The sequence below is a fragment of the Burkholderia sp. Ap-955 genome (assembly GCF_011753045.1).
GTDB lineage: Bacteria > Pseudomonadota > Gammaproteobacteria > Burkholderiales > Burkholderiaceae > Burkholderia > Burkholderia lata_D.
In genome coordinates, this window is record NZ_VWWH01000006.1 from 93,825 (window position 1) to 114,159 (window position 20,335).

At 66.4% G+C, this 20,335-nt stretch carries 12 protein-coding genes and 2 tRNA genes; 4 read left to right on the forward strand and 10 right to left on the reverse strand.

Going from position 1 to position 20,335, the window contains the following annotated elements; all coding sequences use genetic code 11:
* Nucleotides 1–66: 66 nt before the first annotated feature.
* Together F3J15_RS05745 and purL are read right to left on the reverse strand one after the other, a co-directional pair.
* Nucleotides 67–612, reverse strand: a complete 546-nt coding sequence (locus F3J15_RS05745) for an N-acetyltransferase (protein WP_166888767.1) — start codon at nucleotides 610–612, stop codon at nucleotides 67–69.
* A gap of 5 nt (nucleotides 613–617) precedes the next feature.
* Nucleotides 618–4,682 (reverse strand): phosphoribosylformylglycinamidine synthase, encoded by a 4,065-nt coding sequence (purL, locus tag F3J15_RS05750; protein ID WP_089445811.1) that lies wholly within the window; start codon nucleotides 4,680–4,682, stop codon nucleotides 618–620.
* A 319-nt stretch (nucleotides 4,683–5,001) separates the two neighbouring features.
* Between purL and F3J15_RS05755 the strand changes: the two genes are divergently transcribed.
* The 3 genes from F3J15_RS05755 (at nucleotide 5,002) to pgi (ending at nucleotide 9,634) form a co-directional block, all read left to right on the forward strand.
* Complete coding sequence (locus tag F3J15_RS05755; protein WP_089445812.1) at nucleotides 5,002–6,303, forward strand: FAD-dependent oxidoreductase; 1,302 nt, start codon at nucleotides 5,002–5,004, stop codon at nucleotides 6,301–6,303.
* A gap of 52 nt (nucleotides 6,304–6,355) precedes the next feature.
* Nucleotides 6,356–7,900: an NAD(P)H-hydrate dehydratase gene (locus F3J15_RS05760; protein ID WP_166888628.1), complete on the forward strand. Its 1,545-nt coding sequence runs from the start codon at nucleotides 6,356–6,358 to the stop codon at nucleotides 7,898–7,900.
* 111 nt (nucleotides 7,901–8,011) lie between these two features.
* Nucleotides 8,012–9,634 (forward strand): glucose-6-phosphate isomerase, encoded by a 1,623-nt coding sequence (pgi, locus tag F3J15_RS05765; RefSeq protein ID WP_089445814.1) that lies wholly within the window; start codon nucleotides 8,012–8,014, stop codon nucleotides 9,632–9,634.
* Nucleotides 9,635–9,702: 68 nt separating this feature from the next.
* Here pgi and F3J15_RS05770 read toward each other — a convergent pair whose 3' ends face one another.
* On the reverse strand, nucleotides 9,703–10,416 hold the full coding sequence (locus tag F3J15_RS05770; protein WP_069248213.1) for an ABC transporter ATP-binding protein: 714 nt from the start codon (nucleotides 10,414–10,416) through the stop codon (nucleotides 9,703–9,705).
* Here F3J15_RS05770 and F3J15_RS05775 point away from each other — a divergent pair.
* The gene (locus tag F3J15_RS05775) at nucleotides 10,415–11,089 is read left to right on the forward strand and encodes an arylesterase (RefSeq protein WP_166888631.1); all 675 of its coding nucleotides are present in this window, start codon (nucleotides 10,415–10,417) and stop codon (nucleotides 11,087–11,089) included. The genes F3J15_RS05770 and F3J15_RS05775 overlap by 2 nt on opposite strands.
* A 70-nt stretch (nucleotides 11,090–11,159) precedes the next feature.
* Here the strand turns inward: F3J15_RS05775 and F3J15_RS05780 are convergent, their stop codons facing one another.
* From F3J15_RS05780 to tig, 7 genes are all read right to left on the reverse strand, one after another.
* Nucleotides 11,160–13,094 (reverse strand): SurA N-terminal domain-containing protein, encoded by a 1,935-nt coding sequence (locus F3J15_RS05780; protein WP_166888635.1) that lies wholly within the window; start codon nucleotides 13,092–13,094, stop codon nucleotides 11,160–11,162.
* Between the two features lie 330 nt (nucleotides 13,095–13,424).
* Nucleotides 13,425–13,501: transfer RNA gene (locus tag F3J15_RS05785), tRNA-Asp, on the reverse strand.
* Between the two features lie 23 nt (nucleotides 13,502–13,524).
* Nucleotides 13,525–13,600: transfer RNA gene (locus F3J15_RS05790), tRNA-Val, on the reverse strand.
* Nucleotides 13,601–13,804: 204 nt separating this feature from the next.
* The gene (lon, locus tag F3J15_RS05795; protein ID WP_011352361.1) at nucleotides 13,805–16,228 is read right to left on the reverse strand and encodes an endopeptidase La; all 2,424 of its coding nucleotides are present in this window, start codon (nucleotides 16,226–16,228) and stop codon (nucleotides 13,805–13,807) included.
* Nucleotides 16,229–16,425: 197 nt separating this feature from the next.
* The gene (gene clpX, locus F3J15_RS05800) at nucleotides 16,426–17,697 is read right to left on the reverse strand and encodes an ATP-dependent Clp protease ATP-binding subunit ClpX (protein ID WP_006489345.1); all 1,272 of its coding nucleotides are present in this window, start codon (nucleotides 17,695–17,697) and stop codon (nucleotides 16,426–16,428) included.
* Nucleotides 17,698–17,860: 163 nt separating this feature from the next.
* A complete protein-coding gene (clpP, locus tag F3J15_RS05805) occupies nucleotides 17,861–18,514 on the reverse strand; it encodes an ATP-dependent Clp endopeptidase proteolytic subunit ClpP (protein WP_010092137.1) in 654 nt (217 codons plus the stop codon).
* 140 nt (nucleotides 18,515–18,654) lie between these two features.
* Complete coding sequence (gene tig, locus F3J15_RS05810; protein WP_089445816.1) at nucleotides 18,655–20,001, reverse strand: trigger factor; 1,347 nt, start codon at nucleotides 19,999–20,001, stop codon at nucleotides 18,655–18,657.
* Nucleotides 20,002–20,335: the final 334 nt, after the last annotated feature.

A 20,335-nucleotide genomic window follows, 5' to 3' on the forward strand; every position in this document is an offset into this window, starting at 1 on the left:
GAAAAAGGCCACTCCGAAGAGCGGCCTTTCCCGTGCCGGATTCACGCGCATCGCAAGCGCAGCAGGCTACGCAGGATGGAACACGTCGTGATAGCGAACGTCACCCGACGGCCGCGGCGCCGAATCGTCGAGCGACAGCGCGAGGAAATACTCGGGCGGCACGCCCGGGAACACCATGTCGCCGGATGGCGCAAAGCCGAACCGCGTGTAGTACGCGGGTTCGCCGAGCAGCACGCAGCCGCGCGCGCCAAGCCGGCGCAACGCGTCGAGCCCCGTGCGCACCAGCCCCGCACCGATGCTCTGCCGCTGGCAACCGGGCAGCACCGCGAGCAGCGCCAGCCCGTACCAGCCCTGGTTGCCGGACGGCTCGCCGCCGATCGACACCGGCGAGAACGCAACGTGCCCGATCAGGCGGCCGTCGCGCTCCGCGACGAGCGAGACGCTCAACGCACCGTCGGAACGCAGCGTATCGACGATCCGCCGTTCGAACTGGCCGCCTTCCGGCTCGCCCGCGAACGCGGCGACGATCACGCGGCCGATCGCGTCGGCCTCGCTTGCACGCTCATCGCGCAGCGTGACGACCTCGACCGGCGCGTTCGGGTCGAACATCATCCCGATCAGCCGATCCAGCGGCGCGCGTTGCGGAACACGCGCATCCACGGGCTCGCTTCACCCCAGCTTTCCGGGTGCCAGCTCATTGCGACCGTGCGATGCACGCGCTCCATGTGCGGCATCAGCACCGAGAAGCGGCCGTCCGCCGTCGTGACCGACGTGATGCCGGCCGGCGAGCCGTTCGGGTTGAACGGATAGCGCTCGGTCGCTTCGCCGCGGTGGTCGACGTAACGCATCGCGACCGCAACGCGATCGATGTCACCCTGCTGCGAGAAGTCCGCGTAGCCTTCGCCGTGCGCGACCGCCACCGGAATCCGCGAACCTTCCATCCCCGCGAAGAAGATCGACGGCGACTTCTCCACTTCGACGAACGAGAAGCGCGCCTCGAACTGCTCGGACTTGTTGCGTGTGAACTTCGGCCACGCATCCGCGCCCGGGATCATCGACGCGAGGCTCGACAGCATCTGGCAGCCGTTGCAGATGCCGAGCGCGAACGTGTCGGGACGCGCGAAGAAGGCCGAGAACATGTCGGCGAGGTTCGCGTTGAAGCGGATCGTCTTCGCCCAGCCTTCGCCCGCGCCCAGCACGTCGCCGTACGAGAAGCCGCCGCATGCGACCGCACCCGCGAAATCGGCGAGCGTGGCACGGCCGGCGAGCAGATCGCTCATGTGCACGTCGTGTGCATCGAAGCCCGCGCGGTCGAACGCGTAGGCCGTTTCCAGATGCGAGTTCACGCCCTGCTCGCGCAGGATCGCGACGCGCGGCCGTGCACCCGTCGCGATGAACGGCGCGGCGATATCGTCGGCCGGATCGAAGCTCAGCACCGGCGAGATGCCCGGATCGGCCGCGTCGAGCAGCGCGTCGTATTCGGCATCCGCGCAGGCGGGGTTGTCGCGCAGGCGTGCAATGCGCCAGCTCACTTCGCTCCATGCGCGATGGAGTTCGATGCGCGGTGCGTCGAAGATCTTCTTCGCGTCGCGGTACACCTCGATCACGTCGCGATCGTTGACCGAGCCGATTACGTGCGAGCACGCCGACAGGCCGAACTCGCGCAGCGCGCCGAGCACCGCGTCGCGATCGGTCGCACGCACCTGCACGACGGCGCCGAGTTCCTCGGAGAACAGCGCGCGCAGCGTGCGATCCTCGCGGCGGCCGCTCGTCTGCTTCGCCCAGTCCTTTGCATCGCCGTAGTCGGATTCGTGATTCGGGTCGAGCGTCAGCATGTCGACGTTCAGCGACACGCCCGCGTGGCCCGCGAACGCCATTTCGCACACCGTCGCCCACAGGCCGCCGTCCGAGCGGTCGTGGTATGCCAGCAGCTTGTCTTGCGCATTGAGCGACTGGATCGCGTTGAAGAAGCGCTTCAGGTCTTCCGCATCGTCGACGTCCGGCGTCGTGTCGCCGACCTGCTGCGTGACCTGGGCGAAGATGCTGCCGCCCATCCGGTTCTTGCCGCGGCCGAGATCGATCGCGATCAGCACGCTGTCGCCCGCGTCGGCGATGCGACGCAGTTGCGGCGTCAGGTGACGGCGCACGTCCTCGACCGGCGCGAATGCGGAGATGATCAGCGACACCGGCGACACCACTTCCTTCGCGACGCCCTGCTCGTCCCACTTCGTCTTCATCGACAGCGAATCCTTGCCGACCGGGATGCCGATCCCGAGCGCCGGGCACAGCTCCATGCCGATCGCCTTGACCGTGTCGAACAGCGCGGCGTCCTCGCCGGCCGTGCCGCATGCCGCCATCCAGTTCGCCGACAGCTTCAGCTTGTCGAGCGACGCGATCGGCGCGCTCGCGATGTTCGTGATCGCCTCGCCGACCGCCATGCGGCCCGATGCCGGCGCGTCGATCACCGCGAGCGGCGTGCGCTCGGCCATCGTCATCGCCTCGCCCTTGAAGCCCGCGTAGTCGAGCGCGGTGACCGCGCAGTCGGCCACCGGCACCTGCCACGGACCGACCATCTGGTCGCGCACCGACGTGCCGCCGACCGAGCGGTCGCCGATCGTGATCAGGAACGACTTGCTGCCGACCGTCGGGTGCTTCAGCACGTCGATCGCGACCGCCGACAATGCGATGCCCGTCACGTCGACCGGTGCACGCTCCGTCGTCACGCGCGTGACGTCGCGATGCATGCGCGGCGGCTTGCCGAGCAGCACTTCCATCGGCATGTCGACCGGGTATTCGTCAGCGCCCGTCGCTTCGTCGTCGACGAGCTTCAGCTGGCGTTCGTCGGTCGCGACACCGACCACCGCGAACGGGCAACGCTCACGGGCGCAGATCGCCTCGAAGCGCGGCAGATCGGCCGGCGCGATCGCCAGCACGTAGCGCTCCTGCGCTTCGTTCGACCAGATTTCGCGCGGCGACAGGCCCGATTCCTCGAGCGCGACCTTGCGCAGCTCGAAGCGCGCGCCCTTGCCCGCACCGTCGACGATCTCGGGGAACGCGTTCGACAGGCCGCCCGCGCCGACGTCGTGGATGCTCAGGATCGGGTTTTCCGCGCCGAGCTGCCAGCAGCCGTTGATCACTTCCTGTGCGCGACGCTCGATTTCCGGGTTGCCGCGCTGCACCGAGTCGAAGTCGAGTTCGGCCGTGTTCGCGCCGGTCGCCATCGAGCTCGCGGCGCCGCCGCCCATCCCGATCCGCATGCCGGGGCCGCCAATCTGGATCAGCAGCGAGCCGGCCGGCACGTCGTGCTTGTGCGTATGTTGGTCGGCGATGTTGCCGAGACCACCCGCGATCATGATCGGCTTGTGATAGCCGTGCACCTTCCCGCCGACGTTCTGCTCGTACACGCGGAAATAGCCGCCGAGGTTCGGACGGCCGAATTCGTTGTTGAACGCGGCGCCGCCGAGCGGGCCGTCGATCATGATCTGCAGCGGCGACGCGATGCGGTCGGGGCGGCCGTACGGGCCGTGCACATCGTTCGGGTTGCGCTCGGCCACCGGCTGCGCGGCGTCACGGTCGTTTTCCCACGGCTGGCGGGCATCGGGCAGGTCGAGGTTCGACACGGTGAAACCGGTGAGGCCGGCCTTCGGGCGCGCACCGCGACCCGTCGCGCCTTCGTCGCGGATCTCGCCGCCCGCGCCGGTCGCCGCCCCCGGGAACGGCGAGATCGCCGTCGGGTGGTTGTGCGTCTCGACCTTCATCAGCGTGTGCGTGAGCTCGGTGTGGCGGCCATAACGTTCACCCGGCTCGCCGGCCCCGCCGGTATTGCGCGGGAACCAGCGCTCGGCTTCGGCGCCGACCATGATCGAGGAGTTGTCCGAATACGCGACGATCGTGCCCTGCGGGTTCAGCTTCTCGGTGTTGCGGATCATCGCGAACAGCGACATGTCCTGCGCCTCGCCGTCGATCGTCCACTGCGCGTTGAAGATCTTGTGACGGCAGTGCTCGCTGTTCGCCTGCGCGAACATCATCAGTTCCACGTCGGTCGGGTTGCGTTCGAGCTTGCGGAACGCGTCGACCAGGTAGTCGATCTCGTCGTCGGCAAGCGCGAGGCCCAACTCGACGTTCGCGCGCTCGAGCGCGCCGCGGCCGGCGCCCAGCACGTCGACGCTCGCGAGCGGCTTGGCCGGCAGTTCGTCGAACAGGTGCTTCGCGTCGTCGCGTGCCGCGACCACGCTTTCGGTCATCCGGTCATGCAGTGCGGCCGCGACGGCTGCGCGCGCATCGTCCGACAGCGCCTTCTTGCCGCCGAGCAGGCCCGACTTCAGCGTGACCGTGAATTCGACGCCGCGCTCGATGCGGCGCACCTGCGTGAGGCCGCAGTGCTGCGCGATGTCGGTCGCCTTGCTCGCCCACGGCGAGACCGTGCCGAAGCGCGGCAGCACGACGAAGGTCTCGGCCGTGCCCTTCTCGGCCGCCGGCTCGAACGGCGCGCCGTAGTGCATCAGCGCGTCGATGCGCGCGCTGTCGTCGGCCGACAGCGGCTCGGCCGCATTGACGAAGTGCAGGAACTGCCCGCGCACCGCGACGATGTTGGCGTCGATTTGCTTGAGCGTGTCGAGCAGACGGGTTTGACGGAAATCGGAGAGGGCCGAAGCGCCGGGAAAACACGAGAAGTGAGCCATGGGCTGGACTGACGTCGATGAGTCGCGCGAGGTGGCGACGTGGGGCGAAAGGAAGGCCGCAATTATACCCGGAAGTCGGTCGCCCCAGACCGGCCAATCGGTAGCCTGCATGCACCGCAACGGTGCCGCGGCGTGCGCAGCGCACGACACGCCCGCGCGGGAGCGGCAGCCGGCGACCGTGGCGCGGCTGCACGGTCCGTGCTCGCCCGGCGCCGGTTCCCGCGATTTTGGCGCTATCATTCCGGGTTCACCGGGCCGGGGGCCCTCAGCGAATTCTCACCGGGCGGCGCACGCGCGCCGCCCGTCATCGAAGCAATCCATGGATGTCATCGTCATCGGCGGCGGAATCAGCGGCGTCGCCACCGCCTACCAGTTGCGCGCGGCCGGCCATCGCGTGTGCGTGGTCGAACGTCACGCGACCGTCGCGCAGGGTGCGACCTACGGCGACGGCGGCGCGCTGCTGCCGAGCCCGCTCGACGTCTGGTTCGGCCCGACCTTCATGCGCCAGCGCCAGCCGCGCGACAGCGGCATCGTCTACAAGCCGGGCTTCAACGGCGGCGTGCGCCGCTTCGTCAAGCAGCTCGGCACGTTGCGCGAACCCGACGCGTTCGCCGCCCAGTATGCGCGGCTGCGCCCGCTGATCGATGCGTCGCGCGACACGCTCGCCGACATCGAGACGCGCCTCGAACTCGAATTCGAACAGAAGCCCGGCATCCTGCACGTGGTGCGCGATCCGCGCGACTGGGAGGCGATGCAGCCCGCGCTCGACCTGCTGCGCACGCTCGACCAGCCGTACCGCCTGCTCTCCGCCGACGAATGTGCGGCGGTCGAGCCGTCGGTGCCGGCCGAGCCCGGCTTCGCCGGCGGCGTGCTGCTCGAATCCGAACGTACCGGCAATTGCCCGCTGTTCGCGAAACTGGTCAAGCAGACGCTCGACGAGCATGGCGTGCAGTTCCGCTTCGGCGCGGAAGTCGCCGCGATCCGCGTCGATACCGGCCGTGCCGCGGTCGAGCTCGTCCCGCCCGGCGACCGGCGCGCGTCGAACGCACGCGAGGTCGACGTGATTTCCGCCGATGCGATCGTGGTCGCCGCCGGCGCCGGCAGCCTGCCGCTGCTCGACCGGCTCGGCTGGCGCCTGCCGCTGCACCCGGTGCGCGTCCATACGCTCACCGCACCGGTCGCCTACGAAGAACACGCACCGCACCTGAACGTCATCGATTCGATCAAGCGGATCTCGATCACGCGCACCCACCAGCGGCTGCGCGTCGGCGGCGGCGCCGTGCTGCAGAGCCTGCCCGACACCGCGAAGCCGCTCGCCGAGCCGCTGTCCGAGGCCGCGCTCGCACTGCTCGGCCAGGCCGTCCACGACTGGGTGCCCGGCGCCGCGCGGATCTCGGCCGCGTTGTCGTGGCAAGGCACGCAGCTGCTGTCACCGGACGGCCTGCCGGTCGTCGGTCCGACCCCGCATCCGCGCGTGTTCGTCAATTTCGGGCACGGTCCGGCCGGCTGGGGGCTCGCATGCGGGTCTGCTAAAGTGGTGACCGACTATCTGGGCGGCGACGTGCAGCACTGGCCCGCCGACACGCTCGCCGCACTGCGCGCCGGGCGCTTCACGACCTGACCGCCACGGGCCCGTTCCCGGCGGCCTCCTAGCCAGCCGCCACGACCCCGCGATGACCGTTACCCATCCGCTCCCCGACTCCGATCCGATCACGCTGCTGCGCGTCGCCGACCTGCGCACGGCCGAAACCGACGCCGCGGCGGCGCTGCCGCCGCATGCGTTGATGGGTCGCGCCGGCACCGCCGCCGCGCACTGGTTGTCCGAGCGCATGGCCGGCGACGACCGCCCCGTGTGGTTCGCGGTCGGCCCGGGCAACAACGGCGGTGACGCGCTGGTTGCCGCCGCTCACCTCCAGCAGCTTGGCGTCGCCACGCAAGCGTGGATGCCGGTGCCGGTAAAACCGGACGACGCGCAATGGGCGCTCGGCCTCGCGCGCGCAGCCGGCGTACCGCTGTCCGCCACGCCGCCTGCTTCGCTGGACGGCTATGCATGGGTCGTCGACGGGCTGTTCGGCATCGGTCTCGGCCGCGCGCTCGACGGCGCATTCGCCGAGCAGGCCCAGCGCATCGCCGCGCATGCGCGCAGCGGCGGCCACGTGCTCGCACTCGATGTACCGAGCGGGCTCGACAGCGATACGGGCCAGATCGTCGGCGCAGGTGTCGCCGTCGCCGCCACCCATACGCTCACGTTCATCGCCGCGAAGCCGGGCCTCTACACGGGTGAAGGCCGCGATCTCGCCGGCGAAATCGACGTCGCATCGCTCGACGTCGCACCACCCACTACGCCGGCCATCGTGCTGAACGCGCCTGCGCGCTTCGCCGCTGCCCTGCCCGCGCGCGCATTCGCGTCCCACAAGGGCACGTTCGGCAGTCTCGCGGTGCTCGGCGGCGACACGGGCATGTGCGGCGCGCCGATCCTGGCCGCCCGCGCCGCGCTGTTCGCCGGTGCCGGCAAGGTGCACGTCGGCTTCCTCGGCGCCGGCGCACCGCCGTACGACCCGCCGTTCCCCGAACTGATGCTGCATCCGGCCGACGGCCTCGATCTCGGCACGATGACCGCCGTCGCGGCCGGCTGCGGGCTGGGCACGCGCGAGGCCGCGGCGACGCTCGTGCGCGACGTGCTCGCACACGACGCCGTGACGCTGCTCGATGCCGATGCACTGAACCTCGTCGCGACACATGCAGATCTCGCGACCGCCGTCGCCACGCGCGGTACGCGCGGCAATCCGTGCGTGCTGACGCCGCATCCGCTCGAAGCCGCGCGGCTGCTCGGCAGCGACACGGCGACGGTCCAGCGCGACCGCGTCGCAGCCGCGCAAGCGCTCGCGGCGTGTTATGTGGCGAACGTCGTGCTGAAAGGCTCGGGCACGGTGATTGCGGCGCCCGACGGCCGTGTGACGATCAATCCGACCGGCAACGCGGCGCTTGCCACGGGCGGCACCGGCGACGTGCTCGGCGGCCTGATCGGTGCGTTGCTTGCGCAGCGCGTCGCACCGTACGAGGCGGCGCTGGCGGGCGTCTACCTGCACGGCCTCGCGGCCGACACACTGACCGCACACGGCACCGGCCCGGTCGGACTCACGGCCGGCGAACTCGCGCCGATGGTGCGCACGCTGATCAATCGCCTTTTTTACGCGTCGCCGCGCGCCGACACATAAGGCCGCTATACTGACTGCCCCGCCGCACGGCGGGCCCTCTCGTCCGCCGGCCTTCCGATCCCGATGAGCCGGCGCGGCATTCCTCCCGATTCACGCTTCACTCGAACCGCCATGACGCTGAATTCGCTCCCCGCCTGGACTGCCCTTCAATCCCACTTCGAGCAAATCCGCCATGCTCGCCTGCGCGACTGGTTCGCGCCGGAAAACGACCACGCGCCGACGCGTGCCGAACGCTTCACGCTCGCGGGCGGCGGCCTCGCGGCCGATTTCTCGAAGAACCGCATCAACGACGAGACGCTGCGCCTGCTCGTGCAACTCGCGCGCGACGCGGGCGTCGAAGCACGCCGCGACGCGATGTTCGCGGGCGAGATCGTCAACCCGACCGAAGGCCGTGCCGCGCTGCACACCGCGCTGCGCGCGACCGATCCGCAAGCGCCGTTCCACGCACAGATCAGCGCCGAGCGCGCGAAGATGGCGACCTTCGCGCGCGCCGTGCGCAGCGGCTCGTGGACGGGCTACACCGGCAAGCGCATCCGCCACGTGATCAACATCGGCATCGGCGGCTCCGACCTCGGGCCGAAGATGGTCGTGCATGCGCTGCACCACGTCGCAACGCCTGAAATCTCCACGCACTTCGTGTCGAACGTCGACGGCGCCGATCTCGCACGCGTGCTCGAACAGGTCGATCCGGAGGAAACGCTCGCGATCATCGTGTCGAAAACCTTCACGACGCTCGAGACGATGACGAACGCACGCTCGCTGCGCGACTGGTTCGTCGCGCGCGGCTGCCCCGAGGACGCGCTCGCGAAGCACTTCGTCGGCGTGTCGGCGAACCCGGCCGAAGTCGTGAAGTTCGGCATCGCCGCGGACAACGTGTTCGAAATGTGGGACTGGGTCGGCGGCCGTTACTCGCTGTGGTCGGCAGTCGGCCTGTCGATCATGATCGCGATCGGCCCCGAGCAGTTCGACGAGCTGCTGGCCGGCGCGAACGACATGGACCGTCATTTCCGCGAAGCGCCGCTCGAGCGCAACCTGCCCGTGCTGCTCGGCCTGATCGGCATCTGGTACCGGAATTTCTTCGGTTCGCAGAGCTATCTCGTCGCACCGTATTCGGAAGCGCTGCACTACCTGCCGTCGTACCTGCAGCAGCTCGAAATGGAGAGCAACGGCAAATCCGCGCGCCTGGACGGAACCTTCGTCGACTACCCGACCTCCGCCGTCACGTGGGGCGAGCCGGGCACCAACGGCCAGCATGCGTTCTTCCAGATGCTGCACCAGGGGCCGACGATCGTGCCGATCGACTTCATCGCGGTGCTGACGCCCGAGCATCCGCTCGCGAGCCATCATCCGAAGCTGCTGGCGAACTGCTTTGCGCAGAGCGAGGCGCTGATGCTCGGCCGCACGCTCGACGAAGCGCGCAAGGTCGCGGGGCCGGGCAAGGAGGCGCTCGCGCCGCATCTGACGTTCCCCGGCAACCGCCCGACGACGACGCTGCTCGTCGACGCGCTGACGCCGCGCACGCTTGGCGCGCTGATCGCGCTGTACGAACACAAGGTGCTCGTGCAGGCAACGGTGTGGGACATCAATCCGTTCGACCAGTGGGGCGTCGAGCTCGGCAAGATTCTCGGCAAGGTGGTGGAAGCCGACCTGACGGCCGAGTCGGTCGATCCGGACAAGCACGACTCGTCGACCACCGCGCTGATCGAGCGCGCCCGCGCGGCGCTGAAGCGCTGATGGGCTGAGGCATCGGCGTCATGCAGATGCCGGCCGCGCAGCCCTGCCCGCGCGGCCGGCCGCTCAATTCAGGTGCCGCGCTGCTCCGCGTGCGGCTCGACGATGCGTCCGGCGTCGATCGTCACGGTCGTCGCGCAGCGGCGTGCGAGTTCGACATCGTGCGTGACGAGCACGAGCGTGGCGCCATGCGTGCGGTTCAGTTCGAACATCAGGTCGATGACCGCATGGCCCGTAGCCGCATCGAGGCTGCCGGTCGGCTCGTCGGCGAACAGGATCGCCGGGTGCGTGACGAATGCGCGCGCAAGCGCGACGCGCTGCTGCTCGCCCCCGGACAACAGCTTCGGATAATGCGCGGTGCGCTCGCCGAGACCGACCTGCACGAGCAGCGCCCGGGCACGATCGGCTGCTTCACGCGCGCTGATGCCCCCCTGCAGCTCGAGCGGCAGCATCACGTTCTCGAGCGCCGTCAGGTGCGGCATCAACTGGAACGACTGGAACACGAAGCCGACTGCTCCGTTGCGCAGCGCCGCACGCGCATCCTCGTCGAGCTGGTCGAGCGCGCGACCGAGCAGGCGAACCGTGCCGCTCGTCGCGCTGTCCAACCCGGCAAGCAGGCCGAGCAGCGTCGATTTACCCGACCCCGACGCGCCGACGATCGCGAGGCTGCTGCCCGGCTGCACGGCGAGCGTGATGCCGTCGAGGATCGTCAGCTCGCCCGTTGCATCGGCGACCCGCTTGCATACGTCATGGACTTCGATGATCGGATCGGTAATCTTGAACATGGACACGACATTTCGCTGGAAAAGACGCGCGGCGGTCGCCGCGCTGCTGGGCACCCTGCTCGCTGCCACCGTGCCGGCACGCGCCGCAACGACGCCGGCCGCGACATCGGGCCAGCCCGTGATCGTCGTGCTCGGCGACAGCCTGTCGGCCGAATACGGACTGCCGCGCGACTCCGGCTGGGTGGCGTTGCTGCGGCAACGACTCACGACCGAGCGAATCGATTATAGCGTCGCGAACGCCAGCGTCAGCGGCGACACCACGAGCGGCGGCCGCGCGCGGCTACCTGCGGTGCTGCAGCGGCTCAAGCCATCGATCGTCGTCGTCGAGCTCGGTTCGAACGATGCGCTGCGCGGCGTGCCGCTCGCAACGACCGAGCAAAACCTGCGCGACATCATCGCCGGCGCACGACAGGCCCGGGCAAAGGTCGTGCTGGTCGGCATGTATGTGCCACCCAATTACGGCCCCGACTACACGCAGAAGTTTCACGCCGTCTATACACGGCTGTCGAAGGATCTCGGCGTGCCGCTCGTGCCGTTCCTGCTGGCCGGCATCGAGAACAAGCCCGAGATGTTCCAGGCAGACCAGATGCATCCCGCGCAGCAGGCGCAGGGCATTCTGCTCGACAACGTCTGGCCTGCGCTGAAGCCGCTGCTCGGCAAGCCGCGCGGCTGACGTCACCGCCCCGCCGGAAAACAAAAAGCCCCGCGTGACGCGGGGCTTTTTGTTGCGGGCGAAACGACGCTCAGTTGTCGCCGTCCTGCGACTGGCTGGCCGTCGAGCCGTACAACTTCACCTTCGAGCGGTCACGCAGTGCGGCGAGATACGCTTCGCCTTCGCTCTGCGCGTCGACCTGCGCCATCTGCTGCTGCGCGGCGGCCAGTTGCTGCGGATCGACCGCCGAACCCGGGATCACCGCGTTCACGCGGTAGATCGCGTAGCCGTCCGCGCCGAGATCGACACCGACATACGCCGGCAGCGTCTTCGCATCGACCTTGTACACGGCGCTCAGTGCAGCCGGCGTCAGGCCCTGCGACTGCGTGCGCGACACCTTCTGCGCGGCCGCGAACCCGTCGGCCGACTTCGACTTCTGCAGTTCGGCAAGCTTCGTCGCGCCGTCCTTCTTCGCGAGTGCCGCAGCCTGTTCGGCAACGACCTTCTGGCGCACGACGTCCTTGATCGCGTCGAGCGCGGGCACGGCGGCCGGCTTGTAGTCGGTCACGCGCGCCGAGATCAGCGTGTTGTTGCCGACGTCGATCGCCTGCGTGTTGTTCTGGTTCTTCACCGCGTCGTTCGCGAATACGGCGGCCAGGAACTTCGGATTGTTCAACGGGCTCGTCGCCGGCAGCTGCGGATTCGGCGTCGGCGTGACGGTGGCCGTCTGGATCGTCAGCTTGTACTTGTCCGCGGCCGGCTGCAGCGTCTTCGCCTTTTCGTAGACGGTGGACGTGAAGCCTTCCGCGTTGTCCGTGAACGCCTTCGATGCGTACTGCTGCTTCAGAGCGACTGCGATCTGGTCCTTCACGTCGGCGAACGGCTTGATGGCGGCCGGCTTCACTTCCGTTGCCTTCAGGATGTGGAAGCCGAGATCCGACTGCACGACACCGCTCACGTCGCCCTGCTTGAGCGCGAACGCGGCATCGTCGAACGCCTTGCCGCCCGCCGTCGAGCCGCGCGTGATGAAGCCGAGGTCGCCGCCCTTCGCGGCCGACGGTGCGTCCTGCGAGCTCTTCTGCGCGATCTGCGCGAACTGGTCCGGATGCGCCTTCACGTCGGCCAGCAGCTGCTCGGCCTTCGCCTTCGCCGCTGCCTTGTCGGCCGCGCTTGCGCTGCCCGGCGCGGCGATGAAGATGTGGCTCACGCGAACCTGCGCTTCGGTGCGGAAGTGCGTCGGGTTGTCGTCGTAGAACTTCTTGATGTCCGCATCGGTCGGCTGCGTGCTCGCGGCTGCTGCGGCGGGCGAATAGACCAGGTACTGGATCGTCGCGGTCTCCGGCGTCGCGAAGCTCTGCTTGTGCGCGTCGTAGTATGCGGCGAGCTGCGCATCGGTCGGCTGGACCTTCGCGGCGAAGTCGCTCGTCTTCAGCACGAGCGCCTGCACTTCGCGCTGCTGCGCGGCGAGTTCGGACAGGCGTTGCGCGAGGCTCTTCGGCGTGAATGCGCTCGACACGATGCTGGCCGGAATCTGTTGCAGCGAGAGGCTGTAGCGCACGCGCTCCTGATACTGCTCGGGCGTCATCCCCTGGAACGACAGCAGTTGCGCATAGCGCTCGACGTCGATCGAACCGTCGGGCTTCTTCAGCGACGCGATCATCGGGTCGCTCATCAGCGCGTCGCGCACGGCGTTGTCGGATGCGGTCAGGTGCAGACGTTGGGTCTCGTCGGCCAGCACGCGTTGCTGGATCAGGCCGTCGAGCACCTGCTTGCGGTGCTCGGGCGTATCGAACATCTTGATGTCGAACTGCCCGCCGAGCGCCTGACGCGCCTGGTCGATCTGCTGGCGGAACGCGCCGTCGAATTCGACCCGCGTGATCTTGTGCCCGTTGACTGCCGCGACGTTCGCGCTGTCGTCGAAGAAGCCGCGGAAGCCTTGGATCCCGACGAAACCCAGCCCCGGCAACACGATCAGGAGCAGGAGCGCCATCATCAGGCGCTGGTGATTACGGAAGAAATCGAGCATGCGTGACGGGAAAATTGGACAAAACGACCGATATTACAACATACGGGGTGGGACGGGAGAAAAGCAGACGTCCTGCGGCCGAGTACGGCGCGGCAAACAGGCGCACAAAACAAAAATGCCCGCACAAGGCGGGCACTTTCGTTTGTTTGGCGGAGCGGACGAGACTCGACTACATCGTGCAGGCCGCGGCTGCGCTTGCAAGCGCAGCCCTTCGAGTCCCGCCGGAAGCTGCGCAGGCAGCTTCCTCCACTCCGCAGTCACGCGCCCGCAAGCGGGCGCAACCGGAAACGCAAATGAAAAAGCCCGCACAAGGCGGGCTTCTTCATTTTCTGGCGGAGCGGACGGGACTCGAACCCGCGACCCCCGGCGTGACAGGCCGGTATTCTAACCGACTGAACTACCGCTCCTTGGTCTGGCTGAATCAGGAAACTGGTGGGTGCTGAGGGGTTCGAACCCCCGACCTACGCCTTGTAAGGGCGCCGCTCTACCAGCTGAGCTAAGCACCCGTTTCCGATTCGTTCTGGCTGCGATCTGCGTTTCGGCATCAACAACCAGCGAGCCCGCAAGTTTAATTCATCCCCGATCATTTTGCAAAGCCCTGACGCGAATTTTTTAAACGTTCGCGCACACGATTCGGCTATGCATAAAAAAACCCGCGGCCATGCCGCGGGTTTCGTGAACAACCGTCAGGAACGACGGTGCTCAAATGCTTAGTGCTTGACGAATTCCGTCGAGCCGGCATCCTTCGCTGCATCGGCGACCGGTGCCGCCGCCTTCGCCTCTTCTTCCGGCGGCAGCGGGGTCGGCGAACGCTCGAGCGCGAGTTCCAGCACCTTGTCGATCCAGCGGACCGGCACGATCTCGATCGCGTTCTTCACGTTGTCCGGAATCTCGGCGAGATCCTTCACGTTCTCTTCCGGGATCAGCACGAGCTTGATGCCACCGCGATGCGCCGCGAGCAGTTTCTCCTTCAGGCCACCGATCGGCAGGACTTCACCACGCAGCGTGATTTCGCCCGTCATCGCGACATCGGCACGCACCGGGATACCCGTCAGCACCGACACCAGCGCGGTCGTCATCGCACCGCCTGCGGACGGACCGTCCTTCGGCGTCGCGCCTTCCGGCACGTGGATGTGGATGTCCTGCTTCTCGAACGCTTCGTCCTTGATGCCGAGACGACGCGAGCGCGAGCGCACGACCGAACGTGCCGCCTCGACCGACTCCTTCATCACGTCGCCGAGCGAACCCGTACGGATCACGTTGCCCTTGCCCGGCATCACCGCGGCTTCGATCGTCAGCAGATCGCCGCCGACTTCCGTCCACGCGAGGCCCGTCACCTGACCGACCTGGTTCTCCTTCGCCGCGAGGCCGAAGTCGTACTTGCGCACGCCGAGGAACGTATCGAGGTTTTCGCCGTCGACCTTGATCGCGCCCGATGCCTTCTTCAGCAGCAGCATCTTCACGACCTTGCGGCAGATCTTCGACACTTCCCGCTCGAGCGAACGCACACCGGCTTCACGCGTGTAGTAGCGGATGATGTCGCGGATCGCCTGCTCGGTGACCTCGATTTCGCCTTCCTTCAGCCCATTGTTCTTCTTCTGCTTCGGCAGCAGGTAACGCTGGGCGATGCTGACCTTCTCGTCTTCCGTGTAACCCGACAGACGGATCACTTCCATCCGGTCGAGCAGCGGCGGCGGGATGTTCAGCGAGTTCGACGTCGCGACGAACATCACGTCCGACAGGTCGAAGTCGACTTCGATGTAGTGGTCGGCGAACGTGTGGTTCTGTTCCGGATCGAGCACTTCGAGCAGCGCCGACGACGGATCGCCGCGGAAATCCATGCCCATCTTGTCGACTTCGTCGAGCAGGAAGAGCGGATTGCGCACGCCGACCTTCGTGAGGCTCTGCAGGATCTTGCCCGGCATCGAACCGATGTACGTACGGCGATGGCCACGGATCTCGGCCTCGTCACGCACGCCGCCGAGCGCCATCCGGACGAACTTGCGGTTCGTCGCGCGGGCGATCGACTGGCCGAGCGAGGTCTTGCCGACGCCCGGGGGCCCGACGAGGCACAGGATCGGCGCTTTCACCTTGTCGACGCGCTGTTGGACCGCGAGATACTCGAGGATGCGTTCCTTCACCTTCTCGAGGCCGAAGTGATCCTCGTCGAGCACCTGCTCGGCGTTCGACAGGTCGTTGTTGACCTTGCTCTTCTTGCGCCACGGCAGGCCGATCAGCGTGTCGATGTAGTTGCGCACGACAGTGGCTTCCGCCGACATCGGCGACATCAGCTTCAGCTTCTTCAGCTCGGCGTCGGCCTTCTTCTTCGCTTCCTTCGGCATGCGCGCGGCGTTGATGCGCTTCTCGAGTTCCTCGAGATCCGCACCCTCTTCGCCTTCGCCCAGTTCCTTCTGGATCGCCTTGACCTGTTCGTTCAGGTAGTACTCGCGCTGGCTCTTTTCCATCTGGCGCTTCACGCGCCCACGGATGCGCTTTTCGACCTGCAGGATGTCGATCTCGGCTTCGAGCTGCGCGAGCAGGTGCTCGAGGCGCTCGATGACCGGGAACATTTCGAGGATGTGCTGCTTCTGGTCGAGCTTAAGCGGCAGGCGCTCGGCGATCATGTCGGCGAGGCGGCCTGCTTCGTCGATACCCGACAGCGACGTGAGGATCTCCGGCGGGATCTTCTTGTTCAGCTTCACGTACTGGTCGAACTGCGACACGATCGCGCGGCGCAGCGCTTCCGTTTCAGCGCTGTCGGCATGATCGGGCTCGAGCGGCATCACTTCGCAGGAGAATTGCGTTTCCTGCTCTTCGATCGACAACGCCTTCGCGCGCTGCAGGCCTTCGACGAGCACCTTCACGGTGCCGTCCGGCAGCTTCAGCATCTGCAGGATGTTGGCGATACAACCGACCTCGTACATGTCCTTTTCGGTCGGTTCGTCCTTGGCCGCGGTTTTCTGGGCGACGAGCATGATGTGCTTGCCGCCTTCCATCGCTGCTTCGAGGGCCTTGATCGATTTCGGCCGGCCCACGAAGAGCGGAATCACCATGTGCGGGAAAACGACGACATCCCGCAGCGGCAGCAGCGGGAGCGTGATGCGTTCCGGCGGGAGAAGTTGGGTGCCTGACATTTCATTTCCCCATGAGTGGAATCAATTGTTCGGTAATTGAGGCCGCCACAACGAATTGCAAGCCTTCAAGTGCGGGAAATATTCGGTAAGAAAGTAACCACCGCGTGTCGAGTCAGAGTTACCCACAAGATAAACGAAAAAAAGCCGCCCACGGTCTCATGAACGGCCTTTTTCGCAGAACATCGTCGGCAAGCCGGTCAGTTCGAACCCGCCACCTTCGGCGTGTCCTCGTAGATCAGCAAGGGCTTGCCGTCGCCATCGATGACGTTCTCGTCGATGATGACCTTGCTGACCCCTTTCATCGTCGGCAGCTCGTACATCACGTCGAGCAACGCTTGTTCGATGATCGAACGCAAACCGCGCGCGCCGGTCTTGCGGCGGATCGCCTTGCGGGCGACTGCCTGCAGTGCGCCCGGCCGGATCTCCAGCTCGACGCGTTCCATCGCGAACAGCTTGTGATACTGCTTGACGAGCGCGTTCTTCGGCTCGACCAGGATCTTCATCAGCGCGGCTTCATCGAGCTTGCCGAGCGTCGCGACCACCGGCAGGCGGCCGATCAATTCGGGGATCAGACCGAATTTGATCAGGTCTTCCGGCTCCGTCTCGCGCAGCACTTCGCCCGCGTCGCGTTCCTGCTTGCTCTTGACCGTCGCGCCGAAGCCGATACCGGTTTTCTCGGTACGGTCGGTGATCACCTTTTCGAGGCCGTCGAATGCACCGCCGCAAATGAACAGGATGTTGGTCGTGTCGACCTGGATGAAATCCTGGTTCGGGTGCTTGCGACCGCCCTGCGGCGGCACCGACGCCATCGTGCCCTCGACGAGCTTCAGCAGCGCCTGCTGGACGCCCTCGCCCGACACGTCGCGCGTGATCGACGGGTTGTCCGACTTGCGGCTGATCTTGTCGATTTCGTCGATGTAGACGATCCCGCGCTGAGCCTTGTCGACCTCGTAGTTGCAGTTCTGCAACAGCTTCTGGATGATGTTCTCGACGTCCTCGCCGACGTAGCCGGCTTCGGTCAGCGTCGTCGCATCGGCGATCACGAACGGCACGTTGAGCAACCGCGCGAGCGTCTGCGCGAGCAGCGTCTTGCCGGAGCCCGTCGGGCCGATCAGCAGGATGTTGCTCTTCGACAGCTCGACGTCGTCCTTCTTGTCGAGATGCTTCAGGCGCTTGTAGTGGTTGTACACGGCCACCGCGAGGATTTTCTTCGCGCGCTCCTGGCCGATCACGTACTGATCGAGGATGTCGCGAATTTCCTGCGGGCTCGGGAGATCCGACCGGGACAGGCTGGCCTCGACGCCGGCGGCAGCCGCCTCGTCGCGAATGATTTCGTTGCAGAGGTCGATACATTCATCGCAAATGAACACCGACGGGCCCGCGATGAGTTTTTTCACCTCATGCTGGCTTTTCCCGCAAAACGAGCAATACAACAGCTTCTCGCTGTTCGAACCTTTTTTGTCCGCCATGAATGTAGAGCCTCCGGACAGGTAAATGACATGATACGCCGATTGCTCCGGACGCCGCGCCTAGGGCGCGACCGGAGCCGGCTGGATGCGCTTGCCGCAGATGCTCAGGGCACTCGGGACGTTTGAGGGCGCCGCCCGAATCGGGGCGGCACCCCGTTTAAGCTCACGGGCGCTTCAACAGCACCTGATCGATCAGCCCGTACGCCTTCGCGTCCTCGCTCGACATGAAGTTATCACGGTCGGTGTCGCGCGCGATGCGCTCGACGTCCTGGCCCGTGTGCTGCGCGAGCAACTGGTTCAGCCGCTCCTTCAGGTAGAGGATTTCGCGTGCCTGGATCTCGATGTCGGATGCCTGGCCGCGTGCGCCGCCGAGCGGCTGGTGAATCATCACGCGCGAGTTCGGCAGCGCGAAACGCTTGCCCTTCGCACCCGACGCGAGCAGGAACGCACCCATGCTGGCCGCGAGACCCATGCACAGCGTCGACACGTCCGGCTTGATGAACTGCATCGTGTCGTAGATCGCCATGCCGGCCGACACCGACCCGCCCGGGCTGTTGATGTACAGGCTGATGTCCTTGTCGGGATTCTCGCTCTCGAGGAACAGCAGCTGCGCGACCACGAGGTTGGCGGTCTGGTCGTTCACTTCGCCGACCATGAACACCAGGCGCTCCTTCAGGAGACGCGAGTAGATATCGTACGAACGCTCGCCGCGGCCGCTCGTTTCGACGACGATCGGCACCAGCCCCAGCGCTTGCGCCTCGAAACCCTGCGGCGCGTTCGAAGCAAGCATGTCCAGCAATTCAGCGCGAGTGATCATTCAATGAACCTTGTTCGAATGGAAAATTGAACGGAAGGAAGCCGCCCGCTCAATCGCCATATTAATGGCAACCGTGCGCTTGACGTAAAAACGGCGTGCGGGCCGTCGCTCCGACAGCCGGCACGCCGCTAGAGCAACACTTACGCTTGCGCCGATGCGCTCGCGAGTGCCTCGAAGCTCACTTCCTTGTCCGTCACCTTTGCCTTGCCCAGCACGAAATCGACGACGTTGCTTTCAACGACGAACGCTTCCATCTCGGCGAGGCGCTGCTGGTTGGAATAATACCAGCGGACCACTTCCTTCGGGTCTTCGTAGCTCTTCGCGAACTCGTCGACTTCCGCGCGGATCTGTTCCGGCTTCGCCTCGAGGCCGTTCGACTTCACGAGCTCGGCCAGCACGAGGCCCAGCTTCACGCGGCGTTCTGCCTGCTCGGTGAACATCTCGGCCGGGATCGGTGCGTCCTTCGCGTTCGGCACGCCGCGCTGCGCCAGGTCCTGGCGAGCCATTTCGACGAGGCGTTGCTGGTCCTGCTCGATCAGCGCCTTCGGCACGTCGAGTTCGGAGATCTTCAGCAGCGCGTCCATCACCTGGTTCTTGACGATCGACTGCGTGCGACGCTTCGCTTCGCGCTCGAGGTTTTCCTTGATCTCGGCGCGCATCTTCGTGAGGTCGCCGTCTTCGATGCCGAGCGACTTCGCGAATTCCGCGTCGATTTCCGGCAGGTGCGGCCACTCGATCTTCTTCATCGTGACCGTGAATTGCGCCGTCTTACCCGCGACGTCCTTGCCGTGGTAATCCTCCGGGAACGCCAGGTCGAACGTTCGCGATTCACCGGCCTTCAGGCCCAGTGCAGCCTTTTCGAATTCCGGCAGCATGCGGCCTTCGCCGAGCACGAACGGGAAATCTTCGGCCGTGCCACCCTGGAACGCGACGTCGTCGATCTTGCCGACGAAGTCGACCGTCACGCGGTCGCCGTCCTTGGCTGCGGTGTCCGCGCCGCCGTCGCCGTGCTCGCCGGCTTCGCCGCGTGCGTGGTAGTGCACGCGTTGCTTGCGCAGGATGTCCAGCGTGCGGTCGATTTCGGCGTCGCCGATCGACGTCGTCGAGCGCTCGACTTCAGCCGTCGCCAGATCGCCGATCTTCACTTCCGGGTAGACCTCGAACGTTGCGTCGAACGCGTATGCACCTTCAGCCTGCTCCTGCTTCGGCTCGAAGCTCGGCTGACCAGCGACGCGCAGGTTTTCCGCGCGGCTGATCGTGAAGAATTCCTGGCCGATCTTGTCGCTCAGCACTTCTGCTTCGACCTGACCCGCGTACTGTTGCGCGACCATCTTCACCGGCACCTTGCCCGGGCGGAAACCCGGCATGCGCACGGTCTTCGCGAGTTTCTGGATACGGGCGTCGATTTCCTTCTGCACGGTGTCTTTCGGCAGGGAAATCGTCACGCGGCGTTCAAGCTTGCCGAGGTTCTCAACAACGTTAGCCATGGCTTCAATCGTCCTAAAATTATTCGAGCGAATCGGGTTTTCCTTGCCGTGCCTGCCTGCGGCGTGATGTGTGCCACATCCACTCGCCGCGCCGGAGCGCCACGCCATCCCTGCACGCGCCGGATGGCTAGCGCAAGCGGCTCGGAGCACGGCTTTGGCCGGAAGAATCGACTATTCTAGCAAACAATTTTCATCACACCGCCAGATCGGCGCGACGCGCGTGCGTCTGCCCCGCATCGGCAGCCCTCTGCACGGCAATGCGCGCGGATCGCCGCTATGCCGAACGCCGTATCCACCACGGGCCCGCCATCCTGTAAGCTCCGATTGAAGGTAT